Below are 17416 nucleotides of genomic sequence, written 5' to 3'. Positions count from 1 at the left end.
ATTTGGTGAAATTCATTCGAAATTGTTGAAAGCCTCGGGAATACTAGTATAATAACAGGGAGAGCGTATTGGAAAGGGAAGAATATAATATGCAAAAAATTAAAATTGTAACAGATTCAACGGCAGATTTATCTCAAGAAGTGATTGAGAAGTATGATGTTCATGTTCTACCATTATCTATTTCTGTAAATGGACAAACATACTTAGATCGTGTAGATTTGCAACCGGATGAATTTATTGAAGAAATGATTAAATCCGAAGAATTACCAAAAACATCACAACCGGCTATGGGTACATTTGTAGAAATGTATGACAAGCTAGGCGAAGACGGAAGCCAAGTGCTTTCTATTCATATGACAGGTGGAATGAGCGGTACTGTCGCAACAGCGAATAGTGCTGCATCAATGACAGATACGAAAGTAACAGTTGTTGATTCTCAATTTATTACACATGCTTTAGCATATCAAGTAATTGAAGCTGCAAAAATGGCAAAAGAAGAATGCTCACTAGAAGATATTTTAAAACGTATTGATGAAGTAAGAAAGAATACTCGTTTATATGTTGTCGTAGATACATTAGAGAACTTAGTGAAGGGTGGACGTATCGGTAAAGGGAAAGCTTTTATCGGTTCATTACTTAATATTAAACCTATTGCAAGTTTAGAAGGCGGCGTATATAATCCGGTAACGAAAGTACGTAGCCAAGGGCAGATTGTAAAAACGTTGGCTAAACTATTCGAGGAAGATACTGCTGGAAAAGTGGTGAAAGCTGTTGCGATTCCACATGCTAAAGCAATTCCTTTAGCAGAAAGTGTAAAAGCTGCTGTTGAAAAAGTGAATGGATTCACTCAATCAGAGATTTTCTTTACAACACCAGTTATCAGTACTCATACAGGACCAGGAGCAATTGGTTTTATGTATTTAGCAGAGTAATAAAAAAGCTACTTGAAATGAATTTTCAAGTAGCTTTTTTATTATTTCAGGACAGAAAATAAGAAATGAGAAGGGCAATACAGGCGCTACCGCTAATTATATAGCGAGTCTGTAAATAATCTTTCATGGAAAACACCCTTTTCAATTTTTTAAAGTATATGATAAATTACTCGCAAAAATTAGTACTATTATACATGAGAAGTTTCTGTGATTTTTACTGGTTCTTTAACTGGGACAATAGGGCTATAAGTGAAAGTTTGACCTAAAAAGAGAACATGTAGTTGTTCCCACGGTAGCATTCGTAAATTCCAGTTATTTCGTAGTCGTGTTACTGCTTCCCTTGGTGTTTCATCTGCTAAAGCAAAAGTACCGTAGTGCATGGGAATGAAATGTGTAGCTTTTATATCTAGATACGCTTGCACAGCTTCTTCTGGTGAAACGTGAGACACTTTCATAAACCATTCTGGTTCATAGGCACCAATTGGCATAAGTGCAATATCGATTGAAAAACGTTTGCCGATCTCTTTAAATCCTTGGAAATAACCACTATCACCACAAAAATAAATGGTTTCTGAAGAAGTCATATTATCAATGATCCATCCTCCCCAGTGAGAGGTGTTCATATCAAATAATGTTCTTCTTGTCCAGTGTTGGGCAGGTACGAAGTGAAAAGAGACTTCATCAATTGTTGTACTTTCCCACCAGTTGTATTCTTCTACATTGGTGAATTTTTTACGAGTAAATAATTTTTTTAGCCCAATAGGAACAAGGTATAAGGCATCATCATTTAGTTGACGAAGAGATGAAAAGTCTAAATGATCGTAATGACCGTGTGAAATAAGAACGATATCGATTTTAGGTAGTTCTTTTATAGTGAGCCCTGGCTCAGTAAGTCGTGGAACTAACTTTAATTTATTAGCCCATACTGGATCTGTTAAAATATTTAAGCCGTTCGTTTGAATGAGAAAAGTTGAATGACCAATCCATGTGACAGTCGTTTTTTCAAAGTTATTTAGTAGAAATTTACTTTGTTTAACAGGTGATTGTTCTACTAGAAAAGAAAAGTCTTTTTTGTTTTGCTTTCTCTCTTTACGCCAACGTAAGAAGGAGCGAATTGATTTTTTTGTACTTGCATTATCCATATTTTCATAGCGCTTTGCCATGAACATCACCTCATTTAAAATCGTTGTAGTTGTATTGTACCGAAATGTTGTTAAGGAATACAGTGTTTAACATGGATTAATGTTTAAGCAATTGTAAAAAAATAGGGGGATTTATTTACAAATTTAACAATGAACTTCGTTTCGCAAATAATGGTTAGAGAAATAATAGTAGTAAAATATATTTTGTCTAGTAATTCGCTTGAAATAAAGAAGTAACATACGTAAATTCGTACGATTTCGTGAACAAATGATGTAAACAATTTTCTCATAGTGTTTACTTTTGTTATGATATACATAACTTACATAAATTAAGGATAGAGAAAAGAGGTTTAATAATGAAGCGTTATCAAAAGTTAATTGGTCTTATGGTTGTATTTTGTCTCTTTGTACTTGCAGGTTGTAGCAGTTCAGGGGCAAAACTCCGTAAACCGTTAAACTGGGATTTAGAAACTTTCCAATTTACAAATCAAGAAGGAAAGCCGTTTGGTACAAAAGATTTAAAAGGGAAAGTTTGGGTAGCTGATTTCATGTTTACAAACTGTCAAACAGTTTGTCCGCCAATGACTGCTAATATGGCGAAATTACAGAAAATGGCTAAGGAAGAGAAATTAGACGTTCAGTTTGTTTCGTTTAGTGTAGACCCTGAACTTGATAAACCAGAAAATTTGAAAGCATTCATTCAAAAGTTTACAGAGGATACAAGTAACTGGAACTTGTTAACTGGTTATTCACTGGAGGATATTACAAAGTTTTCAAAAGATAACTTCCAGTCGCTTGTAGATAAACCAGAGAATGGGCAAGTAATACACGGTACATCATTTTTCTTAGTCGATCAAAATGGAAAAGTAATGAAAAAATATAGCGGCATTAGCAATACGCCATACGAAGATATTATACGTGATATGAAGCGATTAGCTGATTAAAAAGAAGGGTGCTTAGCACCCTTCTTTTATTAGTATTCAGTCTATGGATAATATGTCATGCTGTTGTGGTAATTTCGGTGCGCGAATTTCTAATACACCGTTTTGATAAGAAGCTTTCGTTGCTTTTTTATTAATTAAATATGGTAACTTAATAATTCTTGACGCTTCTGAAATGGAACGTTCTCGGCGATAATAGTTATGAGATGTCTGTTCTTCTTCCGTCTCTTCAAGTATATCTTCTTTTACAGAGACTTTTAAGTATTCGCTTTGTATTTCAATTTGAATTTGTTCTTTTTGTATACCTGGTAGTTCGGCTGTAACGACGAGTTCGTCACCAACTTCGTATAAATCTACTGGGAATGTTAATAAACGGTTTCCTTTTTGGAAAAAATGATTTAAATCAGCAATTACGCCACGAAGAGGTGTTTGTTCGAAAAAATCATCAATTTGTTTTAAATAATTACGAACTGGTGGGCGAGAAGAATCTTTTTTTTCTTCACTCATGGTATTACCTCCTAGAAATCAATTTGCAATATCATATGACAAAAGCGGAGAAAGGTGAGTGCCTAGTTTTCATGTTTTCATAAAAAAATGTTAAAAATGTGAAATGGAGTGAGTTTTTTATAGTTTTTGGTCGCCATATTCAGTTGATTATGCTAGTATAAATAGGGTTGATATAGTAGTATTGAGACAGAATGAAAACTGAAAGAGGGTAAGAAGTATGTGTGGTTTTGTAGGATGTTTATGTGAAAACCCTAGAGAGTTTTCAGAAACAGAAAAACATCAATTTGAAAATATGAACACGATGATTTTCCACCGCGGTCCAGATGACGAAGGATATTTTCGTGATGAACATGTACAATTTGGCTTCCGCCGTTTAAGTATCATTGACTTAGAGGCAGGACATCAGCCGTTAACTTATGAAAATGATCGATATGTAATTATTTTTAATGGTGAAATTTACAATTATGTAGAACTACGTGAAATGTTACTTGAAAAAGGTGCAACTTTTGCTACACAATCTGATACAGAAGTTATCATTGCATTGTATGCACATATGAAAGAAAAATGTGTAGACTACCTTCGTGGTATGTTCGCATTTATGATTTGGGATCGTGAAGAAAAGACACTTTTCGGTGCACGTGACCACTTCGGTATTAAGCCTTTATACATCGCACAACAAGGTGATACTACATTCTTCGCATCTGAGAAGAAAAGTATTATGCATGTAATGGAAGACAAAGGGGTAAACCCAAAGTCACTACAACACTACTTTACGTACCAATATGGTCCAGAGCCAGAAACATTAACAATTGATGTTAACAAAATTGAGCCTGGTCATTACTTCGTAAAAGAAATCGGTAAAGAGATGGAAATCCATCGCTACTGGAATCCTTATTTCAACGCTTCAAGCGCAACGAAAGAGGAGCATATCCAAGCAATTCGTGATGTATTATACGATTCTGTAAAAGTACATATGCGTAGTGATGTACCAGTAGGTTCTTTCTTATCTGGTGGTATCGATTCATCTATTATTGCTTCTATCGCAAGAGAAATGAATCCAAATCTATTAACATTCTCTATTGGTTTCGAACAACGTGGTTTCAGTGAAGTTGATGTTGCGAAAGAAACTGCTGAGAAATTAGGAGTTAAAAACCATAACGTATTCATTACAGCGCAAGAATTTATGGATGAGTTCCCAAAAATCATTTGGCATATGGATGATCCTTTAGCGGATCCAGCAGCTGTACCATTGTATTTCGTTGCGAAAGAAGCGCGTAAACATGTAACGGTTGTTCTTTCTGGTGAAGGTGCAGACGAGTTATTTGGTGGATATAACATTTATCGTGAGCCAAACTCGTTAAAAATGTTCTCTTACATTCCTAGCCCAGGAAAGAGTGTTCTAAAGGCATTAAGTGGTGCTCTTAAAGAAGGGTTTAAAGGAAAAAGCTTCTTAGAGCGTGGATGTACGCCAATCGAAGAGCGTTACTATGGAAATGCGAAAATCTTCCGTGAAGAAGAGAAAGCTGAATTAATGAAGTATTACGATGAAAGTGTTAACTATATGGATATCACGAAACCATTGTATAACGAAATTAAAGATTATGATGATGTAAGTAAAATGCAGTACATTGATATGTTCACATGGTTACGCGGCGATATTTTATTAAAAGCTGATAAAATGACGATGGCAAATTCATTAGAACTTCGTGTACCGTTCTTAGATAAAGAAGTATTTGACGTTGCATCTAAAATTCCGACAGAATTTAAAATTGCAAACGGAACAACGAAAGCTATATTACGTGAAGCTGCTCGTGGAATTGTTCCGGATCACGTGTTAGATCGTAAAAAGCTTGGATTCCCAGTACCAATTCGTCACTGGTTAAAAGATGAAATGCACGATTGGGCTGTAAATATTATTAAAGAAAGCAAAACTGAGCATTTAATCGAAAAACAGTATGTATTAAACTTACTGGAAGCACATTGTGCAGATAAAGGCGATTATAGCCGTAAAATTTGGACTGTACTTGCGTTTATGGTATGGCATCAAATTTATGTTGAGCATAAATACGATACGAATAAGTTCCACGAAGAAACAAAGCGTGCGTATAGCTTAGTTTAATAAAAAACCTTAAGGTCGCATTCGATCTTAAGGTTTTTTTCATAAATTGCATTTATTATTGATACAATAATAGTAAAAGGATGGACAACATATGATTACGTTTGAGAAAGTAAATACAGAAAATGAAAGCGCTGTAAAAGAAATGTTTCACTCACACAGCTTAGATGAGAAAAAGGTTCAGTATTGTGTAAAGGTTGATGATACATATATTGGTGTAATAAATTATAGCGTTCAAGAAGAGAGTGCTATTTTGTCACAGTTAATTATTCATTTTGATTATCAAGGTTATGGATACGGGACAAATACGTATTTTACATTTGAAGAAATGATGAAACAGAGAAATGTGAAAGAAATAAAAGTATTGCAAGAAATGTTTACGGAACAAGCTAAATCTTTCATAGAGGGATCTGGTTTTATTGAGGAAAATGAAATATATGTAAAGAAAATATAGTGAATATTGATTAGGTGATGATATGAATATAAGGTAGGTGGACGTATGACGATAACTTCTGGTCTTGTATTAGTTGGAGGTTGTTTTATAGTAGCAGAACTATGCCAGACTTTTATTCGGAAAAGAATGTATAAGAAGAGAAGACCATATGAATTACAATATATACCCGTGTTTGTAATTTTGTTTTGTATGCTATTTGTATTGCAAAACATAACGTATTTCCCACCTCTTTTGAACATTTTTTTGAAGTTTGGGTTGCTATATAGCGGCGGTGGGATATTTCTTTTATTTCTTTTATTTTGCATACGTTACATCCATTATCAATCGTATATATTCATTTTAAATTGGCTAAAGCAAAGCGATAGAAACCGCCTTACATAAGGGGGTTTTTTTATTTGTACTTGTAACGGAACTTGTACACTTAACATAAAATAGGACGAGTAGGAATGAAAGCTTATTACAATAAAGAAAGGAATGAAAAAGATATATGAAACTTGTTATAGACGCAGGGCATGGTGGATATGATTCTGGTGCTGTTGGTAATGGGTTAGTGGAAAAAGAGTTAACACTTCAAATTGCTAGACGTGTGCGAGATATTTTATCTGCAAATTATCCAATCAATATTAAAATGACACGTGATAGTGATGTGTTTATCTCTTTATCAGAACGTGCTAATATTGCTAATTCATTTGGTGCAGATTATTTTATCTCATTTCACATTAATAGTGGCGGTGGAACTGGATTTGAAAGTTATATTTACAACGCGCTATCTAATAGTAGTTCCGCATATGAAAAGCAACAAAAGATGCATGCAGCAGTCAATCCTGTATTAACAAAATATGGTCTTCGTGATCGAGGGGCAAAAAAAGCAAATTATGCGGTACTAAGAGAGACTTCAATGGATGCAATTTTAACTGAGACTGCTTTTATTGATACAACGTTTGATGCTAATTTATTGAAAAACCCACAATTTATTGAAGATTTAAGTCAAGCATATGCAAACGGAATAGCAGCTATTTTTGGAGTAGCTCCAAATCCGAATCCTCCAAATCCACAACCTCCAAATCCTCAGCCAACACCACAAACGAAGGGGATTGCTTATATCCTTGGGAAAAATGTGAATTTAAGAAGTGGTCCATCAACGTCTTCTTCAGTTATTCGTCAACTAAACTCCCCAGAATCGTATGTCGTATATCAGGAAAGTAACGGATGGTTAGACTTAGGAAATGGACAATGGGTGTATAATGACCCTTCGTACATTAATTTTGTAAAGACGAGCAATAGTGATGGAAGTCCAATTGGTGTCGCTTATATAAAAGGAACGAATGTGAACTTAAGAAGTGGTCCATCAACATCTTCTTCAGTTATTCGTAAATTAAATAATCCTGAATCGTATTTAGTGTATATTAATCAAAACGGTTGGTTGAACCTTGGTGGAAATCAATGGGTGTATAATGATCCATCATATATTAAATATAATCAATATTAGGAAATGAGTTTATAATGTAATATGAATGCGTATTTATGTATAACGTAGATACGCATTTTAAGAACGTTTATTATTTTCATACTTATACACTTTATTTTAAAAATAAACATTTGAACAGCGGATAGAATCTAAAATGTATATATTGAAAAAGTTTTCTGATATACATTGACAATGTATGTAATATACATTAATCTTTAATTGTTAATGATAATCGATTTCATCTAGGGAGGACATATGGTACATAGTAAAAAAATATTTATGTTCTGCATTATGATACTTATGGTAATAATCGCAGGGTGTAGCAAAGAAGAGAAAAAAGAAAATGATCCATCGGCTAAAGCAAAAGATTCGTATACTGTAAAGCATGCAATGGGTGAAACAACAGTAAATGGTATACCTAAAAAAGTAGTTGTTTTAACAAATGAGGGTGCGGAGGCGCTTTTAGCTGTCGGAGTAACACCAGTTGGAACTACAAAACCACGTGCTGGTGATGAATGGTATCCTCATTTAGCGAAAGATTTAAAAGATACGAAAGTTGTAGGTACTGAGCGTGATATTAATTTAGAGGCAGTTATGAAGCTTAAGCCAGATTTAATTATCGGTAATAAAATGCGTCATGAAAAAATATATGAGCAATTGAACGAAATAGCGCCAACTGTGTACGCTGAAACATTGCGCGGGGATTGGAAAGAAAACTTTACACTCTATACAAAAGCTGTAAATAAAGAAAAAGAAGGGCAAAAGGCTCTTGAAGATTATAAAAAACGTATTGAAGGAATGAAAGAGAAGTTAGGAGATAAATTGAATTCTAAAGTTTCTATTATTCGCTTCGTACCAGGTGACGTTCGTATTTATCAGAAAAACTCATTCTCAGGTGCTGTTTTAAATGATATTGGATTTAAGCGACCACCACTACAAGATAAAGATGAGTTTGCGATAAAAGGAATTACAAAAGAGCAAATTCCGAATATGGATGGGGACTACATATTCTACTTCACATCTGATAAAGATGCAGATAAGAATAACGAAGGAACCACGTTAGCAAAAGAATGGACAGAAGACGCACTCTTTAAGCAGCTGCAGGCTTCTAAAGACAATAAAGTATTCCAAGTGGATGAAGTAATTTGGAATACAGCAGGCGGTATTAAAGCTGCAAACTTAATGCTAGATGATATTGAAAAATATTTTTTGAAATAAATGAATGGTTGAGTGCATCACTTTAAATAGGTGATGTACTTTTTTTGTTTAGTTAAATACAGAAAATTCCTTCTTTTAAGTGTGGATAAGTTGTACAATAAAACCAATCATGGAATAAAGGAGTGGAAAGGAATGAAAGCTACTCATAAAGATTGGATTTTGTTTAACGGAAGAATTGTGAATACGAAGGAAGAACAGCCGATGGTCCCATTAGAGGAGAGGGGCTTTCAATTTGGTGATGGCATATATGAAGTATTTAGGCTATACGATGGGAAGCCTCATTTATTAGACTTACATTTGGAACGCTTTTTTAAATCTATGAGGGAAATAAATATTGTTCCGCCGTTTACAAAGGAAGAGTTAGTTGAAGAACTTCATCAAATGATTGAAAGAAATCAATTTCAAGAGGATGGGAATGTGTATCTTCAAATATCACGTGGAGCTCAAGCTCGAAATCATGTGTATGAAAAAGATTTACAGCCAACATATTTTGCGAATATTGTTTTGTTTCCAAGACCTACCGCTACTATGGAACAAGGAATAAAGGTTACTGTAGAAGAGGATATACGCTGGAAGTTCTGTCATATAAAATCTTTAAACCTTCTACCTAATATCATGATTAAAAATAAAATAAACGAGCAAGGGTATCAAGAAGCGATATTAGTACGAGATGGAGTTGTAACAGAAGGGTGTCATTCGAATTTCTTTATGGTGAAAAATGATAAATTAATTACACATCCGGCCGATAATTTCATTCTACACGGCATTACTCGTCACTACGTTATTACATTAGCGAAAGCTTTACATATTGAAGTAGAAGAGCGTGAATTCTCATTGCAAGAAGTATACGAGGCTGACGAATGTTTCTTTACAGCGACACCACTTGAAATATTCCCTGTTGTTCAAATTGGTGATGAGAAGTTTGGAAGCGGCGAAAGAGGACCAATTACGAAAAAACTACAAGCTGCATATGAAGAAAGTATTAGTTTGTTTAAAGTGACAAATTAATAATGAGGAAAAAAGCTGGTATTCCCCCAGCTTTTTTTCATGATATAATTCAACCATAGGACAAGTTTTAAAAACGCTGTAAAAAGGGGATTTAATATATGAATTATGAAGATTTTAAAGAAGTAATTCACGGTAGACGAAGTGTTAGAAAGTTTACAGAACAAGAAGTATCCACTAGTGATATAAAAGAAATTATTGATTGTGCTCGTTATGCACCGAGTGATACGAACTCACAAACGTGGGAGTTCTTGGTCATTATGAACCGAGAGAAAATTAAAGAAATTGAACAAATGACATGGGATGCATTACATAAACTTGCAGCAAAAGCAGCAGAAAATGGAGAAGAGAAAGCAGGGAAATTACTTACACGTTCTTTCGGTCCATATGCGACAGCTTTCTCTGAGGCGCCAGTATTAATCGTATGTTTGGCAACACCATATGAATCAAAGTTTCGTGAAAAGATATTTGATCCAATTGCCTTCGTTCCTGATTCAGTATGGGAAGAGGAAGGAATTAAGAGTAGCTGTTTAGCAGCACAAAACTTAATGTTGGCTGCACATGCGAGAGGACTGGGTACTTGTCCAATGACAGGACCTGTATTATTAGCTCAAGATGAACTGCGACAATATTTACAAATTGAGCCTCAAAAACAAATTAATATGGTAATTTCACTCGGGTTTCCGAAAGATAAGCCGAAGAAACTTTCTCGAAAAGAAGTTGATGAGATTACAACATTTATTTTCTAAATGTTATGTAGAAAAGACATTGAAATGACAATGTCTTTTTATTTTGAATGGATATTTTTTTAGTGAATTGGGCTAAAATGATGAATAGAGTGGAATTACTATTTATTTCTTTAAAAAAATTAATGTTCTTAAAATGAAAGTATGGTACAGTAATCGTGAGCAAGCTAATATTTGTTCATGAAAGTGTTAAAAACTAGATTTAAAATCAAGAAGTTATTTTTGTATAATAAATTATAATGAAATAACAGGGGGAATGAATTTTGAAGAAATTCATAATCGCTGGATTGTCTGTATTGTTATTAGTAGGCTGTGGTACTCCAAAGGAAAAAGAGGATGCACAGTCAAACCAGGAAGAACAAGTTGTAAATGCAAGTGATGAGAATATGGTCGTATTTCCTGAAGGAGCAGTGCCAATCGGAGAAGGGAAAGTAAAAGTAACTACTCCAGATGGTACTTCTGAAAATGGCAATATACCAACTGTATTCATAAAAAAGGATACTTTAATTCAGCAAGTCGAATTAGAACTTTCCAATTTTCAAAACGATAAAGAAACATTTGTATTTGTAGATCAAATATTTGCAGATAAACATCAAGTAACTAGTACAACACAGACAACAGTACAATTAAAAGAAAAGACGCTTGAGACAGGTAGTCATACGATTACCGCAGCTCAGTTTGAAAACAATGACCCAAAAGGAAAAGTCATTAGCTTGAATCAAGCTCAGTTTGAAACGAAGCCTGCGTCTTAATATGGAAAAAAGTACATTACTCAAAAGTAGTGTACTTTTTAGTTTGGATTGAATTATGTCATTGAGAATAATTTGTTTCACTTTCTAGTACGAATGAATAGAAAGAACTTATTCTTTACTATCATGTAAGAGGAAGGAATTGAAAGTTTGAAACGAGTTATTCGTATTTTCTTATTTATTATAATGTTTTCGGTCATTTGGTTTACTTTACAAGAGGCGGTTGAAGTTACGCTCAATTATCACATTCATGACTTGTTAATTGGAGCTGTATGTTTTGTCATTGTGTATCGGTTTTATCCCGCCTTAACGGACAATAAGAACCCCACTTGAAAATTCGGTACATGCGAGGAAGTTAGGTGGGAGATCAACTTGCCCGTAAAAGCCCGATTGGTGAAGGATAATACCCCCCTATGATTAAAGTTTCGCGTTATGATAAACTCGGATTAAGGTAAGTATTGAGTTGGAAATGTAGGGATTTCATTTGAAATGTCGAATAGTACATACGATGTCGTAATAACAAATTTTCTATTGTTTACTGTGAAACAGAAGAAGGAGAGATTGTAGTTATGAAAAGAGCTCTTATAAATATTGATTATACATATGATTTTGTAGCTGAAAAAGGTGCTTTAACATGCGGGAAACCAGGTCAAGAAATTGAGAAGGAACTTGTAAGTGTAACGAAACAATTTATTGAAAAAGGTGATTACGTAGTATTTGCGATCGATAAACATGAAGACAATGATGTATATCATCCAGAAGCGAAATTGTTTCCACCTCATAATATAGCAGGTACAAATGGAAGAGACTTATTTGGTGAATTACAAGATGTATGCGAGAAATATAAAAATGCAGAGAATGTATACTATATGGACAAAACACGTTACAGTGCTTTTGCAGGAACGGATCTAGAAATGAAGCTAAGAGAAAGAGGAATAGAGGAAGTGCATCTTGTAGGTGTATGTACAGATATTTGCGTCCTTCATACAGCTGTAGATGCTTATAACAAAGGGTTTCAAATTGTGGTTTATGAAAAAGCAGTAGCATCTTTTAATGCGCAAGGGCATGAATATGCACTTGGACATTTTAAATCTTGTTTAAATGCAGAAGTGAAGTGAAAAAAAGAGGCCTTCAAAAGGTCTCTTTTTCACATTTAAATAGAGACGACTTGCTGTTGAATTAACTTTTTAATGAACGGGATACTCTTTTCTGGTAGCCCATTTAAATCAAAAAATTGTACATGTAATGATTCAGCTTCGTCTGCTTTTAACGAGGTGAGTATTGCGGACTTAAAAGAAAGTCGTTTATAAAAAATTCTATTGTAATATCCCTTTAGGGGATTAAAAGGGGTAGCTAACTGTTACGATTTATTTAACCAATTATAACTAAAGTTAATTAAATATATCAATCAGTAAGCCCTGCTAGTCAAGTGATTGGCTAGTAGTGAGGGTTAACTGCGGGCAATCCCTAAAGCTGTTTGAACTACAACGTGGCTAGAAATGGTGAGCGTGAATGTTGCGAAAGCAGAAAAAATTCATCAGAAGGTGCAAGGTTAAATTCTAAACACTAGAACAATGGGTCTTCCACATCGAATCATCTAAGTTAAAATTGATAAGATGAACGTTCAACGACTATCTCGTATAATTGACGAGAGTACATCACAAGCCTATGGTGATGGAAAAATCCTCTATCTCTAAAGAGATAAACATATAGTCTGCGCTCATGTGAAAACGTGAGAAGTTCATAAGAGAACTGGCCAAGGGATTGCGCCTTTAGTTGAACAAGATAAATTTAATCAAATCTATTAAATCTCATTTAATCTATCGAACGTATGTGTTATGGTAAATCCAATGAGGTGAGAATAGTGATGAAATTTTTACGAGTTAGTCAAGTGTCGGAATTAACAGGGTTGCATCCTAGTAGTCTTAGGAGAATGCACAAAAGCGGTGAATTAGTGCCTGAAAAGATTACTGCTGGCAAAACACGCTATTATTCAGAAGAACAAATCATTCATTATCTAAAAGGTGAGCGACCGAATAACCGCATCATAATTGGCTATTGTAGAGTTAGTTTTTCGAGTCAAAAAAATGACCTAGAAAGACAAGTCGATAGAATGAAGCAATATCTCATCGCACGAGGTTATCAATTTGAAATTATCGAAGATATTGGCTCTGGGATCAATTATAAGAAAAAAGACTTTAACAAGTTAATTGAACGCATTGAGAACAATGAGGTTGAAAAAGTTGTTGTCATGCACAAAGATAGGCTTGTGAGGTTCGGCTATGAGTTGGTTGAAAAAATCTGTCAACTACACGGAACAGCGATTGAAATAATTGACAATACTGCTAAAACAGAAGAACAGGAGGTCGTAGAAGACCTTGTTCAAATCATTACAGTATTTAGTTGTAAACTTCAAGGCAAGCGCTCTAAAAAGACCAAACAGATAATCAAGGAGTTGACTTCTGATGATATTGGCGAAGAAAGTCAGACTGATTCCAACGCCTGAACAAGAAAAAGTGCTTAGAAACCATGCTGGTGCTGCAAGATTCGCTTATAACTATTGTAAAAGAATGAGTGATAGATACTATAAGCTATTTGGAAAATCTGTTTCACAGTTAGCTTTACAGAAACGATTTACAAAGATCAAGAAGCGAAAGAGATATAAGTGGTTAAAAGACATCAATGCACAAGTTCCCAAACAGGCTTCAAAAGATTTTGACAAGGCGAGGAAAAATTCGTTCGAAAAGTACAAAAATGGTTATCACACTTCTTATAAAACCAAAAAAGATTTAATCCAAGGATTTTATGCCAATTATGAAAGACTGATTATAGGAAAGAAAGTAGTTGATATTCAGTCTATTGGAGAAGTAAAAACAAGCCAACAACTACCAAGAAACAAAAAACCATCAAATCCAAGAGTTACATTTGATGGTCGTCACTGGTGGATTAGTGTAGGGTTCAAAAAAGAATTCGAACCACAAGAACTAACCAATGAGTCGATTGGTGTGGACGTTGGTTTAAAAGAGTTGTTTGTAGCTTCTAATGGTACGAAAGAACGAAATATAAACAAAGATGCTAAGGTTAAAAAACTTTTGAAAAGGAAAAAGTCAGCGCAAAGAGATATGTCTAGGAGATTTAAAAAAGGTGTGAAATTTCAATCTGCCGGATATGAAAAAGCTAAAACTGAGCACCTTCGGTTATCTAGGAAAATTACGAATATCCGAAATAACCATATCCATCAAGCAACAGCTAAATTGGTGAAAACCAAACCAATGAGGATTGTTGTGGAAGACTTAAATATCTCAAACCTGTTAAAAAACAAAAAACTATCGAAAGCATTTTCATTTCAAAAATTAAACTTCTTCTTTCAATGTTTATCATACAAGTGTGAGAAGTACGGCATTGCATATGTAAAAGCTGATAAATGGTTCGCTTCAAGCAAGATTTGCTCAAGTTGTGGAGTTAAATACGACCATTCAGTTCAACCAGAAGGGCAGTGGAGTTTAAAGGTTCGTGAATGGAACTGTGTTCAATGCAATAGCCATCACGATAGAGATTTGAATGCGTCGATAAATTTATCAAGATGGGTAAAATAATTGCTTGATAATAGGAGGTAACGATACTGCCTCGTGTGGAGTGTTATACCCCTCGTCCCTTCGGGGTTGCGAGAACACTTTGAAGCACTAACTTGTGTAAATTTGATTGAATTGTATAGATTTAGTTAAGTTTATCGTATCGGTTATAGTAAATAGAAAAGAACATCTGAAGTTGAAAGATTGATTAAAGGGTTATATTGTTGAAGATGAACAATGAATACAAATACATAGTTAAGAAAGTACGATTTAAGATCAGGATAAAAGATGTTTCGAAAACAAGTGTTGAGATGATAAATGCGTATTTAAAATATAGTAGCTTTGTATGAAATTTTTATTAGTAAGGAAGTGGATGGATGAGTTTATTAACGTATACTGAAGAGTTTTTTAATTATGTAAGGGAATTTTTACTTTTAAGGTTTTTACTATTTGCTTTAGTTCTTATCATTATTTCTTTTGTTATAAATCGCATTATTGATTGGTTTTTTAGAAAATCAAGCTTTTTTGATGAAGAGGTAGAGCAGACAATTCAAAGTGTAATTCGATCTATTTTTAGATATATCATTATCATCAGTCTTATCATATATTTAATTAGTCAATTTGTAGATATAAAAAGTATTATTGCAGGTGCAGGGATAGCGGGAGTTGTCATCGGTTTTGCTGCACAACAGATGCTAAAAGATGTAATATTAGGCTTTGCAAGATTAGCGGACAAAGAGTTCCGTGTTGGCGATTTTGTTACTTTTAACGGAACAAATTCAGGAACCATTGAGGAAATTAGTGTTCGTTTTATGCAAATTCGTGAATGGTCAGGAAAACTCCTTACCATACCACACGGAGAGATTAGAACGATACAAAATTTTAATAAAGGATGGATGCGAGTTATTGAACGCATCACGGTAAGTTATCAGGAAGATCCTACAAGAGTTAAGGAATTGTTAGAAGAAGTGTGTGTTGTTTGTAATGAAAAATTGGATCAAAGTCTGTATAGAGTAGATGATGAAGCTGTTGAACCATTTAAATATGTTGGAGTTACAGACTTAAATCCTAACCTTAAATATGTTGGATATGAATTTTGTATTACAGGTTTGATTAAACCGGAAGATTATTTTGAAACTTCTAGACAAGTAAGATTTGAATTAATGTCTATTTTTCATAAAAATCAAGTGCAAATGCCAGCAGCGAATATGTTCGTTAACACTGAAAGTTTACAGAATATCCATGTGGGACAATCTTTATCAGACAGTTAATGAAAACTAGCTAATTTCTGTTTTGGTTTAGAATTTAGATTTGTGAATCAGTAGATTTGAATGAACTGTATGGGATATCTCCGAAAAAAGAGCTGAAGGAATTCGGTTCTTTTTTGTTTGTAGTATTTTGAAATTTCTTAATGTTATAATGGTAGTTGGTGATGAGAATGAACAAAGATGAAAAAGAGATGCATCGTTTAGAGGCATTAAAAGAAATTGCTGAGTTACTAAATGAAGCAACAAACTTACAGGAAATGTTAGGAAAAGTGTTACATACATTATTACAAGTTATGAATTTACAAACAGGGTGGATATTCTTTATTGATGAAAGTGGAAAGCATCGTATGCTTGTAGACCAAAACTTACCCCCAGCTCTTACGTGGCAGGAAAAGAAGCCGATGTGTGAAGGAGATTGTTGGTGTGTAGAACGTTTTGTGAATGGAAGATTGGAAAAAGCGACAAATATTATTGAATGTAAACGAATAGAGGATGCGATTGAATGTAATTGGGGCGAGACAGAAGATGTTACACATCATGCGACAATCCCGCTAAGATCTGGATCAGAGAAATTTGGTCTATTAAATGTAGCTTCGCCTCATAAAACACATTTTTCTGAGGAGGAGTTAGCGTTATTAGAAGCGATTGCATTTCAAATTGGAACGACAATACAACGTATTCAATTAGTTGAGAAAGAACGAAAATATGTAGTTGTAGCTGAAAGAAATCGATTGGCTCGTGATTTACATGATTCTGTTAAACAATTGTTATTTTCAATTATGCTAACAGCGAAAGGGACTCTAAATATGACGAAGGATAGAGACTTGCAAGAGATGTTAAGTTATATTGGAGAATTATCACAGGAAGCATTACAAGAGATGACACTTTTGATTTGGCAATTAAGGCCTGAAGGATTAGAGAAAGGTTTAGCAGAAGCGATTCAAAATTACGGAAAACTGTTAGGGATTCAAGTGGAAGTTCGAATTGATGGAATGGTTTTAATTGAAGATGAAATAGAAGAAGTTTTATGGCGTATAAGCCAAGAGGCATTACATAATTGTAAAAAACATGCCTCATGTGAAAAAGTATGTGTTCATTTAAGGATAGAAAATAATAAGTTGCATTTTTACATAGAAGATAACGGAATAGGATTTATACAGGATCAAGTAAGAGAGTCAGCACTTGGTTTGAAAAGTATGAAAGAACGAATTGAATTAATGAGGGGAATTTTTCGAATAAAAGCAGAACCGGAAAAGGGGACAAAGATAGAAATTCAATTACCGGTTTGAGAGGGAGAA

General features: G+C 34.2%; 17 protein-coding genes and 1 pseudogene. 15 read left to right on the top strand and 3 right to left on the bottom strand.

All coding sequences use genetic code 11. From position 1 onward, the window contains the following. Window positions 1–89 precede the first annotated feature (89 nt). Window positions 90–932, top strand: coding sequence for a DegV family protein (locus B5P40_RS17650; RefSeq protein ID WP_078176669.1), 843 nt, complete (start codon window positions 90–92; stop codon window positions 930–932). A 188-nt stretch (window positions 933–1120) separates the two neighbouring features. Here B5P40_RS17650 and B5P40_RS17645 read toward each other — a convergent pair whose 3' ends face one another. Further along, window positions 1121–2095: an MBL fold metallo-hydrolase gene (locus B5P40_RS17645; RefSeq protein ID WP_002065197.1), complete on the bottom strand. Its 975-nt coding sequence runs from the start codon at window positions 2093–2095 to the stop codon at window positions 1121–1123. A gap of 335 nt (window positions 2096–2430) precedes the next feature. Between B5P40_RS17645 and B5P40_RS17640 the strand changes: the two genes are divergently transcribed. Beyond that, window positions 2431–3018, top strand: coding sequence for an SCO family protein (locus B5P40_RS17640; RefSeq protein WP_002141632.1), 588 nt, complete (start codon window positions 2431–2433; stop codon window positions 3016–3018). Window positions 3019–3054: 36 nt separating this feature from the next. Here B5P40_RS17640 and B5P40_RS17635 read toward each other — a convergent pair whose 3' ends face one another. After that, window positions 3055–3522, bottom strand: coding sequence for an Hsp20/alpha crystallin family protein (locus tag B5P40_RS17635; RefSeq protein ID WP_002012708.1), 468 nt, complete (start codon window positions 3520–3522; stop codon window positions 3055–3057). Window positions 3523–3739: 217 nt separating this feature from the next. Between B5P40_RS17635 and asnB the strand changes: the two genes are divergently transcribed. The 9 genes from asnB to B5P40_RS17585 all read left to right on the top strand — a co-directional run bounded on the left by asnB (window position 3740) and on the right by B5P40_RS17585 (window position 12396). Then, entirely contained in the window at window positions 3740–5641 is a 1902-nt protein-coding gene (gene asnB / locus B5P40_RS17630; RefSeq protein ID WP_002012706.1) for an asparagine synthase (glutamine-hydrolyzing), read from the top strand. 91 nt (window positions 5642–5732) lie between these two features. Continuing rightward, complete coding sequence (locus B5P40_RS17625) at window positions 5733–6092, top strand: GNAT family N-acetyltransferase (protein WP_113709529.1); 360 nt, start codon at window positions 5733–5735, stop codon at window positions 6090–6092. Between the two features lie 45 nt (window positions 6093–6137). Beyond that, window positions 6138–6473, top strand: coding sequence for a hypothetical protein (locus B5P40_RS17620; RefSeq protein ID WP_078176649.1), 336 nt, complete (start codon window positions 6138–6140; stop codon window positions 6471–6473). A 106-nt stretch (window positions 6474–6579) separates the two neighbouring features. Next, window positions 6580–7581: an N-acetylmuramoyl-L-alanine amidase gene (locus B5P40_RS17615; RefSeq protein WP_078176648.1), complete on the top strand. Its 1002-nt coding sequence runs from the start codon at window positions 6580–6582 to the stop codon at window positions 7579–7581. A gap of 234 nt (window positions 7582–7815) precedes the next feature. Beyond that, on the top strand, window positions 7816–8778 hold the full coding sequence (locus tag B5P40_RS17610) for an ABC transporter substrate-binding protein (RefSeq protein ID WP_113709528.1): 963 nt from the start codon (window positions 7816–7818) through the stop codon (window positions 8776–8778). 132 nt (window positions 8779–8910) lie between these two features. Beyond that, a complete protein-coding gene (gene dat / locus B5P40_RS17605; protein WP_012260874.1) occupies window positions 8911–9786 on the top strand; it encodes a D-amino-acid transaminase in 876 nt (291 codons plus the stop codon). 98 nt (window positions 9787–9884) lie between these two features. Then, window positions 9885–10532 (top strand): nitroreductase family protein, encoded by a 648-nt coding sequence (locus B5P40_RS17600; RefSeq protein ID WP_002012699.1) that lies wholly within the window; start codon window positions 9885–9887, stop codon window positions 10530–10532. Between the two features lie 260 nt (window positions 10533–10792). Next, complete coding sequence (locus B5P40_RS17595) at window positions 10793–11281, top strand: putative periplasmic lipoprotein (RefSeq protein WP_002031720.1); 489 nt, start codon at window positions 10793–10795, stop codon at window positions 11279–11281. A gap of 566 nt (window positions 11282–11847) precedes the next feature. After that, complete coding sequence (locus B5P40_RS17585) at window positions 11848–12396, top strand: cysteine hydrolase family protein (protein WP_002012695.1); 549 nt, start codon at window positions 11848–11850, stop codon at window positions 12394–12396. Between the two features lie 35 nt (window positions 12397–12431). Here B5P40_RS17585 and B5P40_RS17580 read toward each other — a convergent pair. Beyond that, window positions 12432–12551 (bottom strand): annotated as a pseudogene (locus B5P40_RS17580) (NUDIX hydrolase); the annotation flags it as partial. A 594-nt stretch (window positions 12552–13145) separates the two neighbouring features. Between B5P40_RS17580 and B5P40_RS17575 the strand changes: the two are divergent. The 4 genes from B5P40_RS17575 to B5P40_RS17560 all read left to right on the top strand — a co-directional run bounded on the left by B5P40_RS17575 (window position 13146) and on the right by B5P40_RS17560 (window position 17407). Continuing rightward, window positions 13146–13784 carry an IS607 family transposase gene (locus B5P40_RS17575; RefSeq protein WP_113709527.1) on the top strand — a complete coding sequence of 213 codons (639 nt, stop codon included), beginning with the start codon at window positions 13146–13148 and terminating at the stop codon, window positions 13782–13784. After that, window positions 13744–14874 (top strand): RNA-guided endonuclease InsQ/TnpB family protein, encoded by a 1131-nt coding sequence (locus B5P40_RS17570; RefSeq protein ID WP_113709526.1) that lies wholly within the window; start codon window positions 13744–13746, stop codon window positions 14872–14874. The genes B5P40_RS17575 and B5P40_RS17570 overlap by 41 nt, the downstream gene beginning before the upstream one ends. Window positions 14875–15227: 353 nt before the next feature. Next, the gene (locus B5P40_RS17565) at window positions 15228–16121 is read left to right on the top strand and encodes a mechanosensitive ion channel family protein (RefSeq protein ID WP_113709525.1); all 894 of its coding nucleotides are present in this window, start codon (window positions 15228–15230) and stop codon (window positions 16119–16121) included. Between the two features lie 167 nt (window positions 16122–16288). Beyond that, window positions 16289–17407, top strand: coding sequence for a GAF domain-containing sensor histidine kinase (locus B5P40_RS17560; RefSeq protein ID WP_078176554.1), 1119 nt, complete (start codon window positions 16289–16291; stop codon window positions 17405–17407). Window positions 17408–17416 lie beyond the last annotated feature (9 nt).

Source organism: Bacillus sp. SRB_8 (genome assembly GCF_003264205.1).
In the GTDB taxonomy this organism is placed as follows: domain Bacteria; phylum Bacillota; class Bacilli; order Bacillales; family Bacillaceae_G; genus Bacillus_A; species Bacillus_A mycoides.
This window is presented reverse-complemented; position numbering and strand designations above follow the sequence as displayed.